14 protein-coding genes are annotated in these 13,656 nt (G+C 74.1%); 10 read left to right on the forward strand and 4 right to left on the reverse strand.

Going from position 1 to position 13,656, the window contains the following annotated elements; genetic code table 11:
- Nucleotides 1–210, reverse strand: a 210-nt coding sequence (locus G407_RS28870; protein ID WP_043540241.1) for a helix-turn-helix domain-containing protein, incomplete at its 3' end; no start/stop codon positions are given.
- 200 nt (nucleotides 211–410) lie between these two features.
- Here G407_RS28870 and G407_RS28875 point away from each other — a divergent pair.
- A complete protein-coding gene (locus G407_RS28875) occupies nucleotides 411–815 on the forward strand; it encodes a PRC-barrel domain-containing protein (protein ID WP_043540242.1) in 405 nt (134 codons plus the stop codon).
- A gap of 8 nt (nucleotides 816–823) precedes the next feature.
- On the opposite strand, the gene mutY is transcribed toward G407_RS28875, so the two are convergent.
- Complete coding sequence (gene mutY, locus G407_RS28880; protein WP_084327660.1) at nucleotides 824–2,053, reverse strand: A/G-specific adenine glycosylase; 1,230 nt, start codon at nucleotides 2,051–2,053, stop codon at nucleotides 824–826.
- 56 nt (nucleotides 2,054–2,109) lie between these two features.
- On the opposite strand from mutY, the gene G407_RS0119780 reads away from it, so the two are divergent.
- The 8 genes from G407_RS0119780 (at nucleotide 2,110) to G407_RS0119815 (ending at nucleotide 9,915) form a co-directional block, all read left to right on the forward strand.
- Nucleotides 2,110–2,649: a DUF721 domain-containing protein gene (locus G407_RS0119780; RefSeq protein WP_029032212.1), complete on the forward strand. Its 540-nt coding sequence runs from the start codon at nucleotides 2,110–2,112 to the stop codon at nucleotides 2,647–2,649.
- A gap of 135 nt (nucleotides 2,650–2,784) precedes the next feature.
- The gene (locus G407_RS0119785) at nucleotides 2,785–3,414 is read left to right on the forward strand and encodes a DsbA family protein (RefSeq protein WP_029032213.1); all 630 of its coding nucleotides are present in this window, start codon (nucleotides 2,785–2,787) and stop codon (nucleotides 3,412–3,414) included.
- Nucleotides 3,415–3,608: 194 nt separating this feature from the next.
- Nucleotides 3,609–7,055, forward strand: a complete 3,447-nt coding sequence (locus G407_RS0119790; RefSeq protein WP_029032214.1) for a chromosome segregation SMC family protein — start codon at nucleotides 3,609–3,611, stop codon at nucleotides 7,053–7,055.
- 118 nt (nucleotides 7,056–7,173) lie between these two features.
- Nucleotides 7,174–7,650 (forward strand): AtpZ/AtpI family protein, encoded by a 477-nt coding sequence (locus G407_RS0119795; protein ID WP_245259135.1) that lies wholly within the window; start codon nucleotides 7,174–7,176, stop codon nucleotides 7,648–7,650.
- Nucleotides 7,651–7,696: 46 nt separating this feature from the next.
- Entirely contained in the window at nucleotides 7,697–8,446 is a 750-nt protein-coding gene (locus G407_RS0119800) for a F0F1 ATP synthase subunit A (protein ID WP_029032216.1), read from the forward strand.
- Nucleotides 8,447–8,512: 66 nt separating this feature from the next.
- Complete coding sequence (locus G407_RS0119805) at nucleotides 8,513–8,761, forward strand: F0F1 ATP synthase subunit C (protein WP_029032217.1); 249 nt, start codon at nucleotides 8,513–8,515, stop codon at nucleotides 8,759–8,761.
- 109 nt (nucleotides 8,762–8,870) lie between these two features.
- Nucleotides 8,871–9,410, forward strand: a complete 540-nt coding sequence (locus G407_RS0119810; protein ID WP_029032218.1) for a F0F1 ATP synthase subunit B family protein — start codon at nucleotides 8,871–8,873, stop codon at nucleotides 9,408–9,410.
- Between the two features lie 10 nt (nucleotides 9,411–9,420).
- Nucleotides 9,421–9,915, forward strand: coding sequence for a F0F1 ATP synthase subunit B family protein (locus G407_RS0119815; RefSeq protein WP_043540243.1), 495 nt, complete (start codon nucleotides 9,421–9,423; stop codon nucleotides 9,913–9,915).
- 90 nt (nucleotides 9,916–10,005) lie between these two features.
- On the opposite strand, the gene G407_RS0119820 is transcribed toward G407_RS0119815, so the two are convergent.
- Nucleotides 10,006–10,422, reverse strand: a complete 417-nt coding sequence (locus tag G407_RS0119820; protein WP_029032220.1) for a MerR family transcriptional regulator — start codon at nucleotides 10,420–10,422, stop codon at nucleotides 10,006–10,008.
- Nucleotides 10,423–10,499: 77 nt separating this feature from the next.
- Between G407_RS0119820 and G407_RS0119825 the strand changes: the two genes are divergently transcribed.
- Nucleotides 10,500–12,599, forward strand: a complete 2,100-nt coding sequence (locus G407_RS0119825) for a heavy metal translocating P-type ATPase (RefSeq protein WP_029032221.1) — start codon at nucleotides 10,500–10,502, stop codon at nucleotides 12,597–12,599.
- A gap of 38 nt (nucleotides 12,600–12,637) precedes the next feature.
- On the opposite strand, the gene G407_RS0119830 is transcribed toward G407_RS0119825, so the two are convergent.
- The gene (locus G407_RS0119830) at nucleotides 12,638–13,636 is read right to left on the reverse strand and encodes a 2-hydroxyacid dehydrogenase (RefSeq protein WP_029032222.1); all 999 of its coding nucleotides are present in this window, start codon (nucleotides 13,634–13,636) and stop codon (nucleotides 12,638–12,640) included.
- Nucleotides 13,637–13,656: the final 20 nt, after the last annotated feature.

A 13,656-nucleotide genomic window follows, 5' to 3' on the forward strand; every position in this document is an offset into this window, starting at 1 on the left:
GTTGTTCTCCCAGCGATACAGCGTCGCGCGCGGCACGCCCACGGCCTGCGCGGCCTCCTCGGCGTCGAGGCCGGCGCTCCTCGCCCGGCGCCAGCGCGCCAACGCGTCGCGTCTCATCGTCGCTGCGATATCCGGGGTCTTCGCGCCGATGAGACGCGACGCGACCCGACCGTTCCTGATAACCTGACAGGGCAGGCCGAAAACCTGCATCGGGGATCTCCTGAAGCTCGTGTTGTCGCAAACCCAAGCTTCCGGGATCCCCGATCCCGTTCAAGTCCCCTCCGTCTCACTTCTGTCCGGCCCTACACAGCCGCGGCGGCGCTCCGGAACGCCGCCCGAGCGCCTCGCGTTGACGCGGCACAGGTTCCACACGCGAGGGCGCCGCCGCGGGCGGCGCGAGGAGGTTTCTCATGGCCAGCGGCGCAGGACGGCAGCCCGATCATCATCTCATCGCCAGCGACCGCGTCGAGGGGACGCCGGTGAAGCGCTCGAACGGCGACGAGATCGGCCACATCGAGCGGGTGATGATCGACAAGCGCTCCGGCAAGGTCGCCTACGCGGTGATGAGCGTCGGCGGCGGGCTGTTCGGGCTCGACAAGCATCAGTTCACGATGCCCTGGGGCGTGCTGCACTACGACACGGGTCTCGGCGGCTACGAGCTGAACCTCACGGACGACCAGATCCGCGAGGCCCCGCGGCGCACCGCCGAGCAGCACGACGCGTCCTTCTCCCGGGAGTGGGAGGAGCACGTGCATCGCTACTACAACGCCACGCCCTACTGGGGGCAGTCCGACCCGATGTCGACGGGCCGCTGAGGGCCGGCTCAGGTCGCGCGCCGCGCCTTAGGCCCGCCCGCACCCGGCTCGGCCGGCGTCCTCGAGCGGGCCTTCGAATCGTCGCCGGACCTTGACCCGGACCCGGGTGCGGCGAGCGTGCCCGGCCCGAGCGCGTGGGCGAGGATCTTCTTCATCACGCTCGGCAGCGGCTCCTCCCCCAGCGCCTCGCGCGGGGTGAAGCGCATGCCCTCCGGGGCCGGCGTGCCCGCGGCGACGCGGGCGTGGAGCACCCCGACCTCCAGGGCGAAGTGCGTGAAGACGTGGCGCACCACGCCGTCGAGCCGCTTCCAGCGCGCCTCCAGCGGCGCGTCGAGGATCGCGCGCGAGGCGACGTAGTCCGGCGCCCACGCGCTGCCCGGAGGCTCGGCCATGGCGCCGAGCAGGCCCTCGGGGGCGCGGGTGCGCAGGAGGATCGCGCCGTCGGCGCGCTCCACCACGAAGGCCGCGCCGCGGCGGGTCTCGCGTGCCTTCTTCGGCGCCTTGACGGGATAGAGCTCCGCCTCGCCGGCGAGGCGCGCGGCGCAGGCGGCCATCCAGGGACAGAGCGCGCAGGCCGGGCGCCTCGGCGTGCAGATCGTCGCGCCGAGATCCATCAGCCCCTGCGCGAAGTCGCCGGGGCGCGCGGGCGGCACCAGGGCCAGCGTCGCCTCGCGCACGGCGGCCTTGGCCTTGGGCATCGGCTCGCGGATCGCGAAGAGCCGGGTCATCACCCGCTCGACATTGCCGTCCACCGCCGCCGCGACCCGGTCGAAGGCGATGGCGGCGATGGCGCCGGCGGTGTAGGCGCCGATGCCCGGCAGCGTCCGCAGGCGCTCCTCGTCGCCCGGGAAGCGCCCGCCGTGGTCGGCGACCACGGCCCTGGCGCAGGCGTGCAGGTTGCGCGCGCGGGAATAGTAGCCGAGGCCGGCCCAGGCGTTCATTACCTCCTCGGACGGCGCGGCGGCGAGCGCCTCGACCGTCGGGAAGCGGGCGAGGAAGCGCTCGAAATAGGGCTTCACCGCCATCACGGTCGTCTGCTGGAGCATGATCTCGGACAGCCAGACCCGGTACGGGTCCGCCGCCTCGCCCGGCCTCGCCCGCCAGGGCAGGGTGCGGCGGTGGCGGTCGTACCAGGCGAGCAGGTCCTGCGCCTTCGGCTCGGGGGAAGAGCCGCGCGCCTGCGACGCGCCCGCGGCGTGCGAATCGGCTTCCAGGGGGGCGGTGGTCGGGGCTACCATGGCCGCCCCACATAGCCGATCCCGCGATCGGCTTCCATCGGAGCGCGACGGACGCGATGGCGCGGCAGGCGAACGGCAGAGGACCCGGCATCAGGCCGCTCGCGGAGCTCGTCGAGGGCGCGATGAGCGAGGCGCTCGCGCGCCAGGGCTTCGCCTCGGCGGACATCCTCGCCGCCTGGCCCGAGATCGCCGGGGAGCCGCTGGGGAGCCGTTCGCAGCCGGTGCGGATGGAGTGGCCCAGGCGTGCCCGGCCCGAGCCGGAGGCGCCGCCGCCGCCGGCGAAGCTCGTCGTGCGGGTGGAGAGCGCCTTCGCGCTCGACGCGCAGCACCTGGCGCCGCTGCTGATCGAGCGGATCAACGCGCTCTACGGCTGGGCCTGCGTCGGCCGCCTCGTGCTCGAGCAGGGTCCGGTGCGCCGCCCGCCGCCCCGGCGCCCGCCGCCGCGCCCGCTCGCACCCGCCGAGGAGGAGGCGATCGCGGGGGCGACGCAGCCCGTCGCCGACGAGGCGCTGCGCGACGCGCTCGCACGGCTCGGGCGTGCGGTCGTGGCGGGGAGCGGGCGGAGCACCGCGGCGGCGCGTCACACGAAGTCGTGATTCGCCCGGGTGCGGCGCCCGATCGCGCCGCGCTTGTGGTCGGCCTCACTCTCGGCCTACTTCTCGTGCGAACGGAGGTCCCGCGAGACTGAGATCCGAGACCGACATCCCGCCGCCCTCGACGGAGAGACGATGATGATCACGCGTCGCCATGCCCTCACCCTGCTCGCCGGCGCGAGCGCCCTCGGCCCGCTCGCGCCGCGCGCGGCCTTCGCGCAATCGGCCGACATGGAGCTGCTCGAGACCGCGGGGCCGCTCGGCGAGATGGCGAAGGGCGACGAGAACGCGCCCGTGACGATCTACGAGTACGCCTCGCTGACCTGCGGCCATTGCGCCACCTTCCACAACCAGACCTGGCCGCTGGTGAAGGAGCGGTTCGTCGAGACCGGGAAGGTGCGCCTCGTCATGCGCGAGTTCCCCCTCGACACGCTGGCGCTCGCCGGCTTCATGCTGGCGCGCTGCGAGCCGGAGAAGTACTGGGGCATCGTCGACATGCTGTTCGAGCTGCAGCGGGAGTGGGCCTTTTCCGAGCGCCCGCGCGACGCGCTGGAGCAGCTGATGCGTCAGGCCGGTTTTTCACAGGAGAAGTTCGAGGCCTGCTTGAACGACCGCGCGCTCTACGATGCTATCGTCGACGTGAAGACGCGGGGCGAGGAGCTCGGCGTCAACTCCACGCCGACCTTCTTCTTCAACGGCGAGATGCGCCGCGGAGCGCTGTCCATCGATGAGTTCGAGGCCGTCGTCACGCCGATGCTGGAGGGCTGACCGCAGCGTCCCGACCTCCCTCCGGGGAGGCGGGCCGCACAGCGGAGCGGAGGGGGCGAACGCCGTGACCGGTGCGCCCTTCCGCGCCCGCCGCGCTGGCCGGGGGGCGCCGTCGTGATCGCCCGCCCGGCCTCGGGCCATCGGCCCCGCCCCTCTCCCGCCCGGGAGCGGGGGGCTCCCGCCGGTCCGCCCGCATGCAGCTGACGCGGCTGCGCATAACCGGCTTCAAGACCTTCGTGGAGCCCACCGACATACCGATCGAGCCGGGGCTCACCGGCATCGTCGGGCCCAACGGCTGCGGCAAGTCGAACCTCGTCGAGGCCCTGCGCTGGGTCATGGGCGAGAGCTCCTACAAGGCGATGCGCGCCTCCGGCATGGAGGACGTGATCTTCAACGGCTCGGGCGGACGCCCGGCGCGCAACGCCGCCGAGGTGACGGTGAGCGTCGACAACGGCGCGCGCACGGCGCCGGCGGCCTTCAACGACGCCGACCTGCTCGAGATCTCCCGCAGGATCGCCCGCGAGGCGGGCTCGACCTACCGTATCAACGGGCGCGAGGTGCGCGCGCGCGACGTGCAGCTCCTGTTCGCCGACGCCGCCACCGGCGCGCGCTCGGCGGCGCTCGTGCGCCAGGGGCAGATCTCCGAGATCATCGCCGCGAAGCCGCAGGCGCGCCGGCGCATCCTGGAGGATGCCGCCGGCATCGCGGGGCTCCACGCCCGCCGGCACGAGGCCGAGCTGCGGCTGAGGGCCGCGGAGGAGAACCTGACCCGCGTCGAGGACGTGCTCTCGGGGCTCGACGGGCAGATCGAGGGCCTGCGCCGGCAGAGCCGGCAGGCGGCGCGCTACCGCGCCGTCGCCGCCGAGATCCGCAGGCTCGAGGCGCTCGTCCAGCTGATCGGCCACGCCGCGGCGCGCACCGAGGCCGCCGACGCCGCATCCGAGGCGCGTGCCCGCGCCGCGCAGGTGGCGGAGCGCGCCGAGGTCCAGGCCCGCGCGGCGCGCGAGCAGGCTCTCGCGGCGCACGCGCTGCCGGGCCTGCGCGAGGCGGAGGCCGCGGCCGCCGCGGCGCTCCAGCGGCTCGTGCTCGCCCGCGCCGAGCTCGACGGCGAGGAGACCCGCGCCAGGGACCGGCTCGCTGCGCTCGAGCGCCGCGCCGGCGAGCTCGCCCGCGACCGGGTGCGGCAGGAGGCGCTCGGCGTCGACGCCGCGCAGAGCATCGGCCGGCTCGAGGCCGAGCACGCGGCGCTGGCCGATACCGGCCGTGCCGCGGCCGAGGAGGAGGCGGCGCGCGCCGCGCTCGCGACCTCCGAAGCCGCCCTCGCCGAGGCGGAAGCGGCCATGGCCGCGCTCCAGACGCGGGTCTCCGAGCTCAACGCCCGGCGCGGCGCGCTGGAGCGCACCGCGGTGGAGGAGGAGGCGCGCATCGCCCGCTTCTCCGGAGAGGCCGACCGGCTCGCCCGCGAGCGGGCCGCGCTCGCGGAGGCGCTGCCCGCCGATCTCGACGCGCTCCTCGCCGCGCGCGAGGCCGCCGCCGAAGCGCTCGCGGAGGCGGAAACCCGCGCGGCGGAGGCCCGCGCCCTCCTCGCCCGCGCCCGCGAGGCGGAGAGCCGCGCCCGCGGCCCGCTCGCCGAGGCCGAGCGCGCGGCGCAGGCGCTCGATACCGAGGCGGCGACGCTGCGCAAGCTGTTCGCGCCGGCCGCCGGCGCGCGCTTCCCCGCGATGCTCGACCAGGTCCGCGTCGAGAAGGGCTTCGAGACCGCGCTCGCGGCGGCGCTGGGCGAGGATCTCGACGCCTCGAGCGATCCCGCCGCGCCGGCGCACTGGGTGGTGGTTCCCGCCGGGGGCGACCCGGCGCTTCCGTCGGGCGCGATCCCGCTCGCGGACGTCGTCGCGGCGCCGGCCGCGCTGGCGCGGCGGCTCGCGCAGGTCGGCGTCGTCGGCCGGCTGGACGGCGCGCGGCTCGCCAAGGGTCTCGTGCCGGGGCAGCGGCTCGTCTCGCGGGAGGGCGACCTCTGGCGCTGGGACGGCTACCGTGCGCTGGCGGAGGCGCCTTCGGCGGCCGCGCGGCGGCTCGCCGAGCGAAACCGGCTGGCGGACCTGGAGGCGCAGGCGGAGCAGGCGCGCGACGTCGCCGAGGAGCGCCGGCGCGATCTCGACCGCGTCCAGGTCGCCGCGCGCAACGCCGCCGCGCTCGAGGCGCGCACGCTGGAGGAGGCCGCTGCCGCCCGGCGCGCCCTCGACGCCGCGCGCGAGGGCGCGGCTGCGGCGGAGCGTCGCGCCGCCGACGTCGCGGCGCGGCGCGCGAGCCTCGCCGACGCCGCCGAGCGCGTCGCCGAGAGCCTGGAGGAGGCCCGGGAGCGCGCGGAGGACGCCCGCGCGGCGCTGGACGATCTCGCGCCCGCGCCGGAGCTGGAGACGGCGCTCGCCGAGGCCCGCGCCGACGTCGCCGGGAGGCGCGCCGAGGCGTCCGAACGGCGCGGGACCCTGCAGAGCCTGGTGCGCGAGGAAGAGCGCGCCGCCGAGCGGCGCCGGGCGCTCGTCGCGGAGATCGCGTCCTGGCGCGAGCGCGACGCCCGCGCCCGGGAGAGCGTCGAGGAGATCGTCGAGCGGCTCGAGGCGACGCGCGAGGAGCTCGAGGCGCTGCGCGAGGCGCCCGACGACTTCGCCCTGCGGCGGCGCCGCCTGCTGGCGGAGATCGAGGCCGCCGAGGCCGCGCGCCGCGAGGCGGCGGATCGGCTCGCCGAGGGCGAGCGCATCTCCGCGCAGGCGGATCGCGACGCCCGCGCGGCGCTCGACGCTCTCTCGGCGGCCCGCGAGGCGGCGGCGGGGGCCGAGGCGCGGCGCGAGGCGCTGGAGACGCGGCTCTCCGCCGTCCTCCAGGCGATCCGCGACGGCTTCGAGACGGACGTCGCCGGGCTCCACGCGCTCGCCGGCATCGAGCCGGGCGACGCCCTGCCGGAGCCGATGGAGACCGAGGCCAGGCTCCTGTCGCTCAAGGGCGATCGCGAACGGCTGGGCGCCGTCAACCTGCGTGCCGAGGACGAGCTCGCCGAGATCGAGGGCCGCAAGGGCTCGCTCGCCGCGGAGCGCGACGACCTCGTCGAGGCGATCCGCCGGCTGCGCGGGGCGGTGGCGAGCCTCAACAAGGAGGGCCGCGAGCGCCTACTCGCCGCCTTCACGGTGGTGAACGGGCATTTCGAGACGCTGTTCACGACGCTCTTCGGCGGCGGCACCGCCGAGCTGACGCTCGTCGATTCAGACGATCCGCTGGAGGCGGGCCTCGAGATCCTGGCGCGGCCCCCGGGCAAGAAGCCGCAGACGATGACGCTGCTCTCCGGCGGCGAGCAGGCGCTGACCGCGACCGCGCTGATCTTCGCGGTGTTCCTGACCAACCCCTCGCCGATCTGCGTCCTGGACGAGGTCGACGCCCCGCTCGACGACGCCAATGTCGAGCGCTATTGCGACCTCCTCGACGGGATGGCGGGCTCCACGAAGACGCGCTTTCTCGTCATCACCCACAACCCGATCACCATGGCGCGCATGGACCGGCTGTTCGGCGTGACGATGGCGGAGCGGGGCGTGTCGCAGCTGGTGTCGGTGGACCTGGAGCGCGCCGAGCGGCTGGCCGAGGCGGTCTGAACGCCCTCGACGGCGGGCGGGCGCGCGCGCGGGAATCCGCGCATCCGGCGATTTATCGCGAAACGACAAGCACTTAACGCAAGTGCGAGCATCCTTGACAGGGGGGAGGCCCGCACATATGGTGCGCCCGGCTTCAGGGGGCTCTACCTTTCTTCACCTTACGCTCCGCGCTGGCACGATCATGGGCGATCCCACAGGGCGGAACGACGAGGGCGGCGAGGGGTCGGGCACCGGCGACGAGGCCGATCTGTCCGCGAGGCTGCGCCGTCTCGACACGCGCCTGGGCGATGTCCGCTCCAGGCGCGATCGCGACGTGCGAGCCGGTTCCCGAGCGGCGTCCGACATGTCCGGCCTCGGAAAGGCGCTGCGCTTTTCCGCGGAGTTCATCGCGGGCGTCATCGCGGGTGCCGGCGTCGGCTGGGCGCTGGACCAGGTCGCCGGCACGTCGCCGTGGGGGATGATCGTCGGGCTCGTTCTCGGCTTCTGCGCCGGCATGCTGAACATCATGCGTGCCGCGGGGGAGTTGAATCGCAAGCCGCGCTCGGGTAGGTCCCCGGGCGACGGGCGCGGCGGGCCGGACGACGGTGCCCGGTGAAGCCGGGACCCGCCGCGAAACGGCGCTGAACGAGGACTGGAACACGATGGCGAGCCCGGTCGAGCAGTTCGAGATCAAGGAGATCGTCAGCTTCGGCACGATCGGCGACGCGCCCCTCGCGCTCACCAATTCCGGGCTCTACATGCTCGTCGTGGTCGGCCTCATCCTCGGCGTGATGAGCATCGCGACGCGCAACGTCGCGCTGATCCCGAATCGGTGGCAGGCCTTCGGCGAGACCTTGTACGAGTTCGTCGCCAACATGCTGCGCGACGCCGCCGGCAAGGAGGGGATGACGTTCTTCCCCCTCGTCTTCTCGCTCTTCCTGTTCGTGCTCGTCGCCAATCTCGTCGGCATGGTGCCGACGGCCTTCACCATCACCAGCCACATCATCGTCACCTTCGCGCTGGCGATGCTGGTGATCGGCACCGTGGTGATCTACGGCCTCGTCAAGCACGGCACGCACTTCTTCGGGCTGTTCGTGCCGTCGGGCGTGCCCGGCTGGCTCTTGCCCTTCATCACCCTCATCGAGGTGATCTCCTTCCTGTCGCGGCCGATCAGCTTGAGCCTGCGCCTGTTCGCCAACATGCTGGCGGGGCACATCGCGCTGAACGTGTTCGCCACCTTCATCGTCTCGCTGCTCGGCGCCGGCGGCCTCGTCGCGGTGCTGGCGCCCCTGCCCCTGCTGATGACGTTCGCCATGGTCGGCTTCGAGATCTTCGTCGCCGCGCTGCAGGCCTACGTCTTCGCGGTGCTCACCTGCATCTACCTGAACGACGCGCTGCACCCCGGGCACTGATCGATCCGGGCGGCGCACTCGTCCCAACCCCTCCCTTCTCTCGCCTCTTCCCTCAAGGAGTACGTCATGGAGACCGAAGTCATCACCGCCGCCGGCGACGCCTACAAGTATCTCGGCGCCGGCCTCGCCGCCATCGGCATGGGCCTCGCCGCGATCGGCGTGGGCAACATCTTCGGCAACTTCCTCTCCGGTGCGCTGCGCAACCCGTCTGCGTCCGACGGCCAGTTCGCCCGCGCCTTCATCGGTGCGGCGCTCGCCGAAGGCCTGGGCATCTTCTGCCTCGTCGTCGCGCTCGTCCTCCTCTTCGTCTCGTAAGCGGCGTCGGGCTCGGAGCCTCCCGCCCGGCGGGGGGCACCTCTCCAGACGGCATCCGTCACGCCGGGCCATCCGCGCCCGGCGGACGCTTTGAAAGGGCGTCGACGCCATGGCATCTCCCACGGAGGCTGCGGGCGAGGCCGTCGCACAGGGCGGCGGCGCGTTCCCGCCATTCGAGACCAGCACCTTCCCGTCGCAGCTCCTGTGGCTCGCGATCGCGTTCGGGCTGCTCTACTACGTGATGAACCGCGTGATCGTCCCGCGCTTCCACGGCATCGTGGAGACCCGCGAGGTCACCGTCTCGCGCGACCTCGACGCCGCCGCGACCGCCAAGCGCGACGCGCAGGCCGCCGGCACCGCCTACGACGAGGCGCTCGCCTCGGCCAAGGCGAACGCCCAGGCGATCGCCGCGAAGACGCGCGACGCGATGCAGGCGGAGTCCGACGCCAAGCGCAAGGCGCTCGAGGACGATCTCGCCGAGCGGCTCGCCGCCGCCGAGGCGCAGATCGCGGCGCGCAAGGCCGAGGCCATGTCGAACGTCCGCACCATCGCGGAGGAGACGGCGGTGGCCATCGTCGAGCGCATCACCGGCCAGGCGCCCGCGCCGGGTTCCGTGGCGTCGGCGCTCGATCGCCGGGCCGCGGGCTGAGGAGAGCGACATGGATTTGCTGGGCTCCAACTACTTCTGGCAGGCGCTGTCCACGATCGCCCTGATCTGGCTCCTGTGGCACTACAAGGTGTTCCACCGCGTCGGTGCGGCCCTCGACAAGCGCGGCGAGCGGATCGCCGCCGAGCTCGACGAGGCGCGGCGCCTGCGCGCGGACGCCGAGTCGCTGCTGCGCGAGTACGAGGTCAAGCGCGCCAACGCCGAGAAGGAGGCCGAGGCGATCGTCATGGCCGCCCGCGAGGAGGCCGAGCGCATGCAGGCCGAGGCCGAGGAGCGGCTGAACGCCTTCGTGGCGCGCCGCACCAAGGCCGCCGAGGACAAGATCACTGCCGCCGAGCAGCAGGCGATGATCGAGGTCCGCGACGCGGCCATCGCCTCCGCGGTCTCCGCCTCCGAGACCGTGCTGCGCGAGCAGGCGCGCGGCTCGGAGGGCGAGCGCTTCATGCGCGCCGGCCTGGGCCAGATCCGCGGTCGCCTCGCCAGCTGAGCGATCCCGCAGTCCCGATGGCTTCACGAAGGCCCCGCCGTCCGCCCGGACGGCGGGGCCTTTCGCGTTCGTCCGCCCGCCTCCGCGCCGTCAATGCCGCTCGTGCAGGCACTGCTCGTGGTCGGCCAGGACCTCGATGATGCGGCACTGCGCCACGGTGCCGTTGTCGCAGGCGAGCATGGCGCGCAGCTCGTCGCGCAGGGCGGAGAGCCGCGCGATCCGGTCCTCGACGTCGGCGAGATGGGCGCGGGTGATGGCGTGCGCCTCGCCGCAGGCGCCCTCCCGGTCCTCGGCCATGGCGAGGAGCTCGCGGATCGCCTCGATCTCGAAACCGAGGTCGCGGGCGTGGCGAACGAAGCCGAGCCGCTCGAGGTGCGCCCTGCCGTATCGCCGCTGCCCGCCGTCGCTGCGCGCCGGCGCCGGCAGGAGGCCGATGCTCTCGTAGTAGCGGATGGTCGGCACCTTCACGCCGGTGCGGCGGGACAGATCGCCGATCGACAGGACCATGGTCGTGACCCCCTTGAACCTCTAGCGGCTAGAGGGAGTAGCCTGCCCGGCGAATCGGAGCAACCGGGTGAACGACGATGGACGAGACGCTGCGCTATCGGGTCGAGGGCATGGACTGTGCCTCCTGCGCCGCGAAGATCGAGACCGCGCTCGCACGCCTCGAGGGCGTCGACGGTGTCGCCGTGAGCGCCACCGCCGGCACGCTGCGGCTGCGGGCGCAGCCGGGCGTGCGCGGTGACGCGGAGGCCGCCGTGCGCGCGCTCGGCTTCGGCATCGCGCCGCTCGGGGCCTCCGCCGAGGCCGAGGAGCCGGCGTGGTGGGCGACGCCGAAGGCCCGCCTCGTGCTGGCCAGCGCCGCCGGACTCGTCGCCGCCGCGATGGTCGGCGCGCTCGTTCCGGACGTCGCCCCCGTCGCCTACGCGCTCGCCATGCTGATCGGCCTCGTGCCGATCGCGCGCCGCGCCCTTTCCGCGGCCCGCGCCGGCTCGCCCTTCACCATCGAGACGCTGATGAGCATCGCGGCGATCGGTGCGGTCGTCATCGGCGAGACCGAGGAGGCGGCGATCGTGGTGCTGCTCTTCCTCGTGGGCGAGCTGCTCGAGGGCGTCGCCGCCGGCCGGGCGCGGGCGGGCATCCGCGCGCTCGCCGCGCTCGTGCCGAAGACGGCGCTGCGCGAGCTGCCGGACGGCACGACGCGCACCGTCGCGGCGGACACCCTCGCGCCCGGCGATCTCATCGTCGTGCGCCCGGGCGACCGCATCCCCGCCGACGGCAGCGTCGTCGCCGGGGAGGCGGCCGTCGACGAGGCGCCGGTCACCGGCGAGAGCGTGCCCAAGGCCAAGGCGCCGGGCGCCGGCGTCTTCGCCGGCACCATCGTCACCGACGCGGCGCTGCGGGTGCGCGTCACGGCCGAGCCGCAGGACAGCACGATCGCGCGCGTGGTGCGCCTCGTCGCGGAAGCCCAGGAGGCGAAGGCGCCGCTGGAGCGCTTCATCGATCGCTTCGCGCGCATCTACACACCCGCGGTGCTCGTCGTCGCCGCGCTCGTCGCGGTGCTGCCGCCGCTCCTCGTCGGCGAGCCGTGGGGCGAGTGGGTCTACAAGGCGCTGGCGCTGCTCCTGATCGGCTGCCCCTGCGCGCTCGTGATCTCGACCCCGGCGGCGATCGCGGCGGGCCTCGCCGCCGGCGCGCGGCGCGGCCTCCTGATCAAGGGCGGCGCGGTGCTGGAGATCCTCGGGCGCGTCGACGCGGTCGCCATCGACAAGACCGGCACGCTCACCAGCGGCCGGCCCGTCGTCACCGACGTGGTGCCGCTCGCGGGCTCCGAAGCGGAGGTGCTCACGGACGCCGCCGCGCTCGAGGCCGCCTCGTCCCACCCGATCGCCCGCGCCGTGCTCGACCGCGCCCGCGAGGTCGGGATCGCGGTGCGGCCGGCGATCGGGGTGATGGCGCTCGGCGGCAAGGGCGTGAAGGGCCGGCTGGATCGCCGCGCGCTGTTCCTCGGCGCGCCCAGGGCGGCGGCGGCGATCGCGCCGCTCGATGCGGATACCCGCGCGCGCATCGCGTGCCTGGAGGAGGAGGGCAAGACGGTCGTCGTCCTCCTCGTCGCCGAGCGCCCCGCCGGCCTGATCGCCGTGCGCGACGAGCCGCGCGCGGACGCCGAGGCCGGCTTGCGGGCGCTGGAGCGGCTGGGCGTCGCGCCCCTCATGCTCACCGGCGACAACGCCGCGACCGCGTCGCGCGTCGCGTCCGCGCTCGGCATCCCCGCCCGCGCCGAGCTGATGCCGCAGGACAAGATGGCGATCGTGCGCGAGCTGAAGGCCGCCGGCCGCACGGTGGCCAAGGTCGGCGACGGCATCAACGACGCCCCCGCGCTCGCGGCGGCCGACGTCGGCATCGCCATGGGCGGCGGCACGGACGTCGCGCTCGAGACCGGCGACGCGGCGGCGCTGGAGGGCCGCGTCCTCGACGTGGCGCGCATGATCCGCCTCTCCCGCGACACGATGGCGAACATCCGCCAGAACATCGCCGTGGCGCTGGGCCTGAAGGCGGTGCTGCTCGTGACGACGCTGCTCGGCATCACCGGCCTGTGGCCGGCGATCCTCGCCGACACCGGCGCGACGGTGCTGGTGACGCTCAACGCGATGCGGCTGCTCGGGGCGGGCAAGACAGCTTGAAAGCGGGCGTGATCCGCCGCGTCACCGTCCCGCCTCCCTCACAGCATCGACGGCAGCACCCGGTCCGGCGGGCGGTGGCCGTCCATGAAGGTGCGGATGTTGACGATGACCTTCTCGCCCATGTCGACGCGGCCCTCGAACGTGGCCGAGCCCATGTGCGGCAGGAGCACGACCTTGCCCTGGCGGGCGAGCTTGATCAGGCGCGGGTTCACCGCGGGCTCGTGCTCGAACACGTCGAGGCCCGCCCCCGCGATGGCGCCCTGCTCGATCAGCCGGGCCATGGCGTTCTCGTCGATGATCTCGCCGCGCGCCGTGTTGACGACGATCGCCTCGGGGCGCAGGAGCCTCAGGTGGCGCGCCGAGAGGAGATGGTAGGTCGCCGGCGTGTGCGGGCAGTTGACGGAGACCACGTCCATGCGCGCCAGCATCTGGTCGAGCGAATCCCACCAGGTCGCCTCGAGCTCCTCCTCGAGCGCGGCGGGGACGCGGCGGCGGTTGTGGTAGTGGATCGACAGGCCGAAGGCCTTGGCGCGGCGGGCGAGCGCGGTGCCGATTCGGCCCATGCCGATGATGCCCAGCCGCTTGCCGGTGATGCGGTGGCCGAGCATCCAGGTGGGCGACCAGCCCTCGAAGCGCTCCTCGGGGATGACGCGCGCGCCCTCCGCGACCCGGCGCGCCACCGCGAGGATGAGCGCCATCGTCATGTCGGCGGTGTCCTCGGTGAGGACGCCGGGCGTGTTGGTCACGGTGATGCCGCGCGAAAGCGCCGCGCCGACGTCGATGTTGTCGACCCCGTTGCCGAAGTTGGCGACGAGCTTCAGCCGCTCGCCGGCCTGGGCGAGGATCGCCGCGTCGATCTCGTCGGTGATCGTGGGCACCAGCACGTCCGCCTCGCGCACCGCGGCGACGAGCTCGGCCTGGGACAGCGGGGCGTCCGCCACGTTGAGCCGCGTGTCGAAGAGCTCGCGCATGCGCGTCTCGACGACGTCGGGCAGCTTGCGGGTCACGACGACGAGTGGCTTCTTGCGCGCGGGCATCGCTGTCCTCGATTTCGGGC

Origin of the sequence: Salinarimonas rosea DSM 21201, assembly GCF_000429045.1 — a bacterium.
Taxonomy (GTDB): Bacteria; Pseudomonadota; Alphaproteobacteria; order Rhizobiales; family Beijerinckiaceae; genus Salinarimonas; species Salinarimonas rosea.

Excerpts from the sequence above, each read along its gene's own strand:
- G407_RS28875 (WP_043540242.1), top strand. The coding sequence starts at position 411 with ATGGCCAGCGGCGCAGGACGGCAGCCCGATCATCATCTCATCGCCAGC.
- mutY (WP_084327660.1), bottom strand. The coding sequence starts at position 2,053 with ATGGTAGCCCCGACCACCGCCCCCCTGGAAGCCGATTCGCACGCCGCG.
- G407_RS0119780 (WP_029032212.1), top strand. The coding sequence starts at position 2,110 with ATGGCGCGGCAGGCGAACGGCAGAGGACCCGGCATCAGGCCGCTCGCG.
- G407_RS0119785 (WP_029032213.1), top strand. The coding sequence starts at position 2,785 with ATGATCACGCGTCGCCATGCCCTCACCCTGCTCGCCGGCGCGAGCGCC.
- G407_RS0119790 (WP_029032214.1), top strand. The coding sequence starts at position 3,609 with ATGCAGCTGACGCGGCTGCGCATAACCGGCTTCAAGACCTTCGTGGAG.
- G407_RS0119795 (WP_245259135.1), top strand. The coding sequence starts at position 7,174 with ATGGTGCGCCCGGCTTCAGGGGGCTCTACCTTTCTTCACCTTACGCTC.
- G407_RS0119800 (WP_029032216.1), top strand. The coding sequence starts at position 7,697 with ATGGCGAGCCCGGTCGAGCAGTTCGAGATCAAGGAGATCGTCAGCTTC.
- G407_RS0119805 (WP_029032217.1), top strand. The coding sequence starts at position 8,513 with ATGGAGACCGAAGTCATCACCGCCGCCGGCGACGCCTACAAGTATCTC.
- G407_RS0119810 (WP_029032218.1), top strand. The coding sequence starts at position 8,871 with ATGGCATCTCCCACGGAGGCTGCGGGCGAGGCCGTCGCACAGGGCGGC.
- G407_RS0119815 (WP_043540243.1), top strand. The coding sequence starts at position 9,421 with ATGGATTTGCTGGGCTCCAACTACTTCTGGCAGGCGCTGTCCACGATC.
- G407_RS0119820 (WP_029032220.1), bottom strand. The coding sequence starts at position 10,422 with ATGGTCCTGTCGATCGGCGATCTGTCCCGCCGCACCGGCGTGAAGGTG.
- G407_RS0119825 (WP_029032221.1), top strand. The coding sequence starts at position 10,500 with ATGGACGAGACGCTGCGCTATCGGGTCGAGGGCATGGACTGTGCCTCC.
- G407_RS0119830 (WP_029032222.1), bottom strand. The coding sequence starts at position 13,636 with ATGCCCGCGCGCAAGAAGCCACTCGTCGTCGTGACCCGCAAGCTGCCC.